6 protein-coding genes and 1 pseudogene are annotated in these 4,558 nt (G+C 66.9%); 6 read left to right on the top strand and 1 reads right to left on the bottom strand.

Going from position 1 to position 4,558, the window contains the following annotated elements; genetic code table 11:
- Together ACLEQD_RS37605 and ACLEQD_RS37600 are read left to right on the top strand one after the other, a co-directional pair.
- Positions 1-503, top strand: a 503-nt coding sequence (locus tag ACLEQD_RS37605) for a sigma-70 family RNA polymerase sigma factor (RefSeq protein ID WP_410390686.1), incomplete at its 5' end; no start/stop codon positions are given.
- Between the two features lie 87 nt (positions 504-590).
- The gene (locus tag ACLEQD_RS37600; RefSeq protein WP_410390685.1) at positions 591-1,247 is read left to right on the top strand and encodes a metallophosphoesterase; all 657 of its coding nucleotides are present in this window, start codon (positions 591-593) and stop codon (positions 1,245-1,247) included.
- 21 nt (positions 1,248-1,268) lie between these two features.
- On the opposite strand, the gene ACLEQD_RS37595 is transcribed toward ACLEQD_RS37600, so the two are convergent.
- Positions 1,269-1,481: a hypothetical protein gene (locus ACLEQD_RS37595; protein WP_410390684.1), complete on the bottom strand. Its 213-nt coding sequence runs from the start codon at positions 1,479-1,481 to the stop codon at positions 1,269-1,271.
- Positions 1,482-1,698: 217 nt separating this feature from the next.
- Here ACLEQD_RS37595 and ACLEQD_RS37590 point away from each other — a divergent pair, with 217 nt between their 5' ends.
- The 4 genes and pseudogenes from ACLEQD_RS37590 to ACLEQD_RS37575 all read left to right on the top strand — a co-directional run.
- Positions 1,699-3,027, top strand: coding sequence for an AHH domain-containing protein (locus tag ACLEQD_RS37590; protein ID WP_410390687.1), 1,329 nt, complete (start codon positions 1,699-1,701; stop codon positions 3,025-3,027).
- A 3-nt stretch (positions 3,028-3,030) separates the two neighbouring features.
- The gene (locus ACLEQD_RS37585; RefSeq protein ID WP_410390683.1) at positions 3,031-3,603 is read left to right on the top strand and encodes an imm11 family protein; all 573 of its coding nucleotides are present in this window, start codon (positions 3,031-3,033) and stop codon (positions 3,601-3,603) included.
- A gap of 201 nt (positions 3,604-3,804) precedes the next feature.
- Positions 3,805-4,131 carry a hypothetical protein gene (locus tag ACLEQD_RS37580; protein WP_410390682.1) on the top strand — a complete coding sequence of 109 codons (327 nt, stop codon included), beginning with the start codon at positions 3,805-3,807 and terminating at the stop codon, positions 4,129-4,131.
- Positions 4,132-4,183: 52 nt separating this feature from the next.
- Positions 4,184-4,558 (top strand): annotated as a pseudogene (locus tag ACLEQD_RS37575) (hypothetical protein); the annotation flags it as partial.

The raw sequence follows: 4,558 nt of genomic DNA, 5'->3' as shown, positions 1-4,558 counted from the left end.
CAGCGCGGAGCCCCGGCGCGGCTGGCGGCGTACCCGGCACGGGGTCGCTCGCGGGCTGGGTGCGCGCGGCGGCGCTGTGGCTGGCGCTGGACTGGCAGCGCCAGCGCTCGGGGCAGGCGCAGTCGGAGGACGGCGACCTGTCCATGCTGGTGGCGCCCGGGGACGACCCGGAGCTGGCGTACCTCAAGCAGACGTACCGCGCGGAGTTCGCCGCGTCCTTCCAGGCGGCGCTGGCGGCCCTCTCCGCCCGGCAGCGCAACTTCCTGCGGCTGAAGTACCTGGACGGGCTGAGCATCGACCAGCTGGGGGCGCTCTACGGCGTGCACCGCTCCACGGCGGCGCGGTGGGTGGTGGGCGCGCAGGAGGAACTGCTGGACGGGACGCGGCAGCGGCTGACGGAGCGGCTGCGGCTGACGCGCTCGCAGCTGGACAGCGTGCTGCGGCTCATCTCCAGCCAGCTGGACGTGAGCCTCAGCCGGCTGCTGCGCACGAAGGCCGAGTAGTAACGCGGCGCGCGAGCCCCCGTCCGCGCGCGAGGCGCCCGAGAATCCGGGCGGGCATTCGTGGACAGTGCGTTAAAGAGAGGGGAGATGCGAACGCTCTTCATCGGAGATGTGCACGGCTGTTCCGCCGAGCTGGACGCGCTCCTGAAGGCGTGTGACTGGAGCCCCGGCGACCGGGTGGTGCTGGTGGGCGACCTGGTGGCGAAGGGGCCGGACTCCGCGGGCGTGGTGCGGCGGGCGCGCGAGCACGGCTTCCAGGCGGTGAAGGGCAACCACGACGCGCACGTGCTGCGCTGGCACGGCGGGCACGCGGCGAAGGGCAAGAAGCTCAAGCCCGAGCACCGGCAGGTGCTGGACACGCTGGCGGCCGCGGACTGGGCCTACATGGAGAGGCTGCCCTCCTATCTGCACCTCCCGGACCTGAACGCGCTGGCGGTGCACGCGGGGCTGGTGCCGGGGGTGCCGCTGGCGGAGCAGAAGGAGGAGTTCCTCTTCAACCTGCGCAGCATCGCGGCGGACGGGACGCCGTCGAAGCGGCTGGAGGCGGGCGAGCCCTGGGGCAGCCTGTGGAAGGGCCCGGAGCTGGTCATCTTCGGCCACGACGCCATGCGCGGCCTGCAGCGGCACCCGTTCGCGGTGGGGCTGGACTCCGGCTGCGTCTACGGCGGCAAGCTCACCGCGTACGTGCTGCCGGAGGGCCGGTTCTACTCCGTGCCGGCGGCCCGCGCGTACATGGCGCTGTAGGCGCGGGCCGGGCCCTGGAGCTCAGGGCTTCGCGCTCAGCGTCTTCACGGCCCGCTGGGCGTTCTCGTTCTTCGGATCCGCCGTGAGCCGCTTCTGGAACACGGCGAGCGCCTCGGCCTTCGTCACGCCATACGTCTTGCTCCACACCCGCGCGATGCGGGCGGACTCGGCGGGCCGCGCCGTCCACTGCGTGACAAGCGGCGGTGGGGCCTTGGGAGCGTCGGCTCGGGGCATGACGGCCTCCAGGGTTGACCCGCGGGAACGGAGGGGCAGCCTGCGAAGTCATGACTGCCTTTGGGCCTCAGCCTCCCCCTGTGTTGTCAATGGGGCGCTCGCCTGGGGTTGAAATGTCTGCCGATAACCACGAATTCCAGCGAGCTTTTGAGCTTGTCAGATCCGATTGGTATGTCGCGGATCGCTGCTGATGCTGGCGGCTGAACCTGGGGGCCACATGAGAGCTTTCGTAATAGCCGTGCTGATGCTGCTGACGGCCGGATGCGCTACGACTCGGGTCGTCAACCTCAACACGGGATACGGCAAGACAATCAGCTACACGCCCCTTGAGTCCGACCCTGTCGAGATAGGGCGGGATGCCTTCAAGCAAGCTGTCACGCAGCTTGTGCTCGACATGAAATTAGATGTCGCGTTCAAGGAAGTTGAACGGGATGACCGTCGCTCCCTGCTCGCGTCGAATGGCGGAGTCGTTGACGGTGCTCAGGGGCGAGCCGTCCCGTCGGCCTACGAGCGAATCTGCCAGCGGCAGGACGACCCCAACGGCTGCATGGGCATGTTGGCGGGTGGGCTTACGTTCGGGCCGATGGAACGCCGTATGATGGCGCTCTACTTCGCGCTCGATACGGTCTGGGAAGGCGTCGAGGATGCCATCCGAGACATGGTGAACGGGGCTGCCTTACGGGCCATGGTGACGACAATGATTGGGACGGCACTTGTGATGCTCGTCGCACCTGAGCCGATTACGAAGGTCATTGCGATTGCGCTGACAGCGTCGCTAATTGCCTATCTCGGCACAGGGCCCGTGTGGAATCTCGGGCAGGGGTTCCTACGCCTCATGGACGAATCGAGGGACGCCGCGAACGTTTCGGAACTGGAGCGCGCGGGGCATCGCTTCGGAAAGATCCTTGGAGACAACGGCGCTCGCGTGCTCGTGATCGTCGCCCTGTCGGCGCTCGGCGGCAAGAACGCGATGGCGGCCCAGGGGCCGAGAATGCCGGGCTTCGCTCAGGCGGCGGTCAGGGCAGAGGCAGAAGGGGGCTTCGTGCTTGCCGGCGCGCTGTCGGGAGGGGTCCAGGCGATATCGATCTCGTCTGCTGGGGTCCTCAACATCGCGCTTGCTCCGACTGCTGTCGCCGCGGTCGCCATGGGCCCCGGTGCTGGTGTGGGGACTCGACCCGCCGTCGGCGCTGGGAGCGGCATTCAGGGCGATCCCGATGGCAAGGTTCATCACATTTGCACGGACAAGAACACTGTCTCTGATGCAAGTGGGGGCCCGTGGACGCCACTATTCGAGAGGGTTTTTGAGAGGGCTGGCATGAAACTGAGTGACCGCGAGAACCTCGTGCGGATCAGAGGGCACCAGGGGCCACACCCTCGCGCGTATCATGAGGCAGTTCTTGAGCGAATCGACTTGGCGACGCAGCAATGCAGGGGCGCAGCGCAATGCCGGGCGGCATTGACGGGAGAACTTGCCAAGATTGCCCGAGACCTTTTAAGGGAGGGTTCGAAGCTACGGAGACTCATTTCCCTGGGGAGTCAGGAATAAAACATGGAGCGACGCTTCTTCAGCCTGAAGACGGATGTGTATGTAACTGGCCGATGGTATCTCGATGATCCAGTTGATGTTCGTGGAGAAGAAATCGGGGACGTCTGGATGTTTAGACGGGGGAAGCCCGTAGAGCCTCCTGTGCAATTGTATATTCCGGTTTCCCGGCCCGGCGTATCTTTGGATATGGATTTCGCTGGATTGGGCCTTACTCCTGTCGTCAGCGCACGAGTCGCTTCAGTTTTCAGTGAGATGGCCCCTGACGATGTGCAGCTATTTCCCGTCGAGATTCAAGGCGAGTCCAAGCCGTTTTTTCTGCTCAACGTGACTCGAACGATTCGTTGCATTGACGATGCCGCATGCGAAGAGGTGCAATATTTCTCCGAAGACGACGTGATGCCCGAGAAGGCGGGGACGTACCGATCCGTTATCGGGTTGCGTATCGACAATTCAAAAATTGACGACGCCCGGGTGTTCCGACTCTGGGGCTATAACATTCCCATCATTGTCGACGAAGACATCAAGATTGCCCTGGAGGCGAACGGCATCTCTGGCGGGAAGCTCGAAAGGGTCTGAGCCGTGTCTGTGTTCGTCATGGTTCCGTCATGACACGCGTTTGTCTTTGTCAGGACGGCAACGCTCCACCGCATGACGGACCTGAGCAGGGATTGGAGGACGCCTCCCGGCCCTCGCGATGTGGGCTCCGGGTGCCTTCCGCACGCACCCGGGGCTCTGACATATTCCGTGGAGGTCATCTTTTTCCGGGAGGAGTCCACCATGGTCCGCACCTCGAGCCTCGTCAGCGCCCTGCTCCTCGTGAGCGCCTGCCAGAAGGCCCCGGAGGCTTCGCCGGCCGCGACTCCCGCGCCGGAGGTGGCGCCGGTGAAGACGGCGCCGTTCTCACTGTCGGTGCTCCAGGACGCGGCGCCGTCGGGCTGTACGTGGCTGCGCCTGGAGTCGGACGGAAGACGCAGGGCGCTGGTGACGGTGGATGCGGCGTGTGACGGGCTGCAGCTCGCGTGGAGCGCGGATGGGAAGCGCGCGGCGGTGCGGGACCCGGCCGGCAGCGCGCGGGGCCCGGGCGCGTGTGGACGGTGGACCTGACGTCCGGCAGGGGGCGGCGCAGCTGTTGCCGGAGGAGGGGCTGACCGGCGCGGTGGGGTTCGATTCAGTGGGGCGGCTGGTGGCGCTGACGGCGCACACGGGCGAGCTGGTGCGGCGCGACGGCGCCTTCCTCTTCGAGGGCCGGCGCATCCCCATCCCGGAGGAGGACGACGGCGCGGGGCTCGCGCACGCGTACCGGCTGGAGGCCGGGGCGTGGAAGCGCATCGAGACGGTGGCCACGCGCGGTGACGCGGACGCCGTGTTCGCGCTCGCCACGGCGGAGATGCTGGTGTCCTCCACGGTGTCCGGGGACCCGGAGGCGCTGGTGGCGCAGGGGCTGGACGAGGGCAGCCAGGACGCGGTCCGGCTGGACGCGGTGGTGCCGCGCCGGGGGCACGACGTGTTCGGCGGCTGGGCGCGCCTGGAG

This window comes from Corallococcus sp. 4LFB (genome assembly GCF_046520365.1).
Taxonomy (GTDB): Bacteria; Myxococcota; Myxococcia; order Myxococcales; family Myxococcaceae; genus Corallococcus; species Corallococcus caeni.
The sequence above is the reverse complement of the archived record's forward strand: the minus strand, read 5'-3'. Positions and strand labels throughout refer to the sequence as shown.

Excerpts from the sequence above, each read along its gene's own strand:
- ACLEQD_RS37590 (WP_410390687.1), top strand. The coding sequence starts at position 1,699 with ATGAGAGCTTTCGTAATAGCCGTGCTGATGCTGCTGACGGCCGGATGC.
- ACLEQD_RS37585 (WP_410390683.1), top strand. The coding sequence starts at position 3,031 with ATGGAGCGACGCTTCTTCAGCCTGAAGACGGATGTGTATGTAACTGGC.
- ACLEQD_RS37595 (WP_410390684.1), bottom strand. The coding sequence starts at position 1,481 with ATGCCCCGAGCCGACGCTCCCAAGGCCCCACCGCCGCTTGTCACGCAG.
- ACLEQD_RS37600 (WP_410390685.1), top strand. The coding sequence starts at position 591 with ATGCGAACGCTCTTCATCGGAGATGTGCACGGCTGTTCCGCCGAGCTG.
- ACLEQD_RS37580 (WP_410390682.1), top strand. The coding sequence starts at position 3,805 with ATGGTCCGCACCTCGAGCCTCGTCAGCGCCCTGCTCCTCGTGAGCGCC.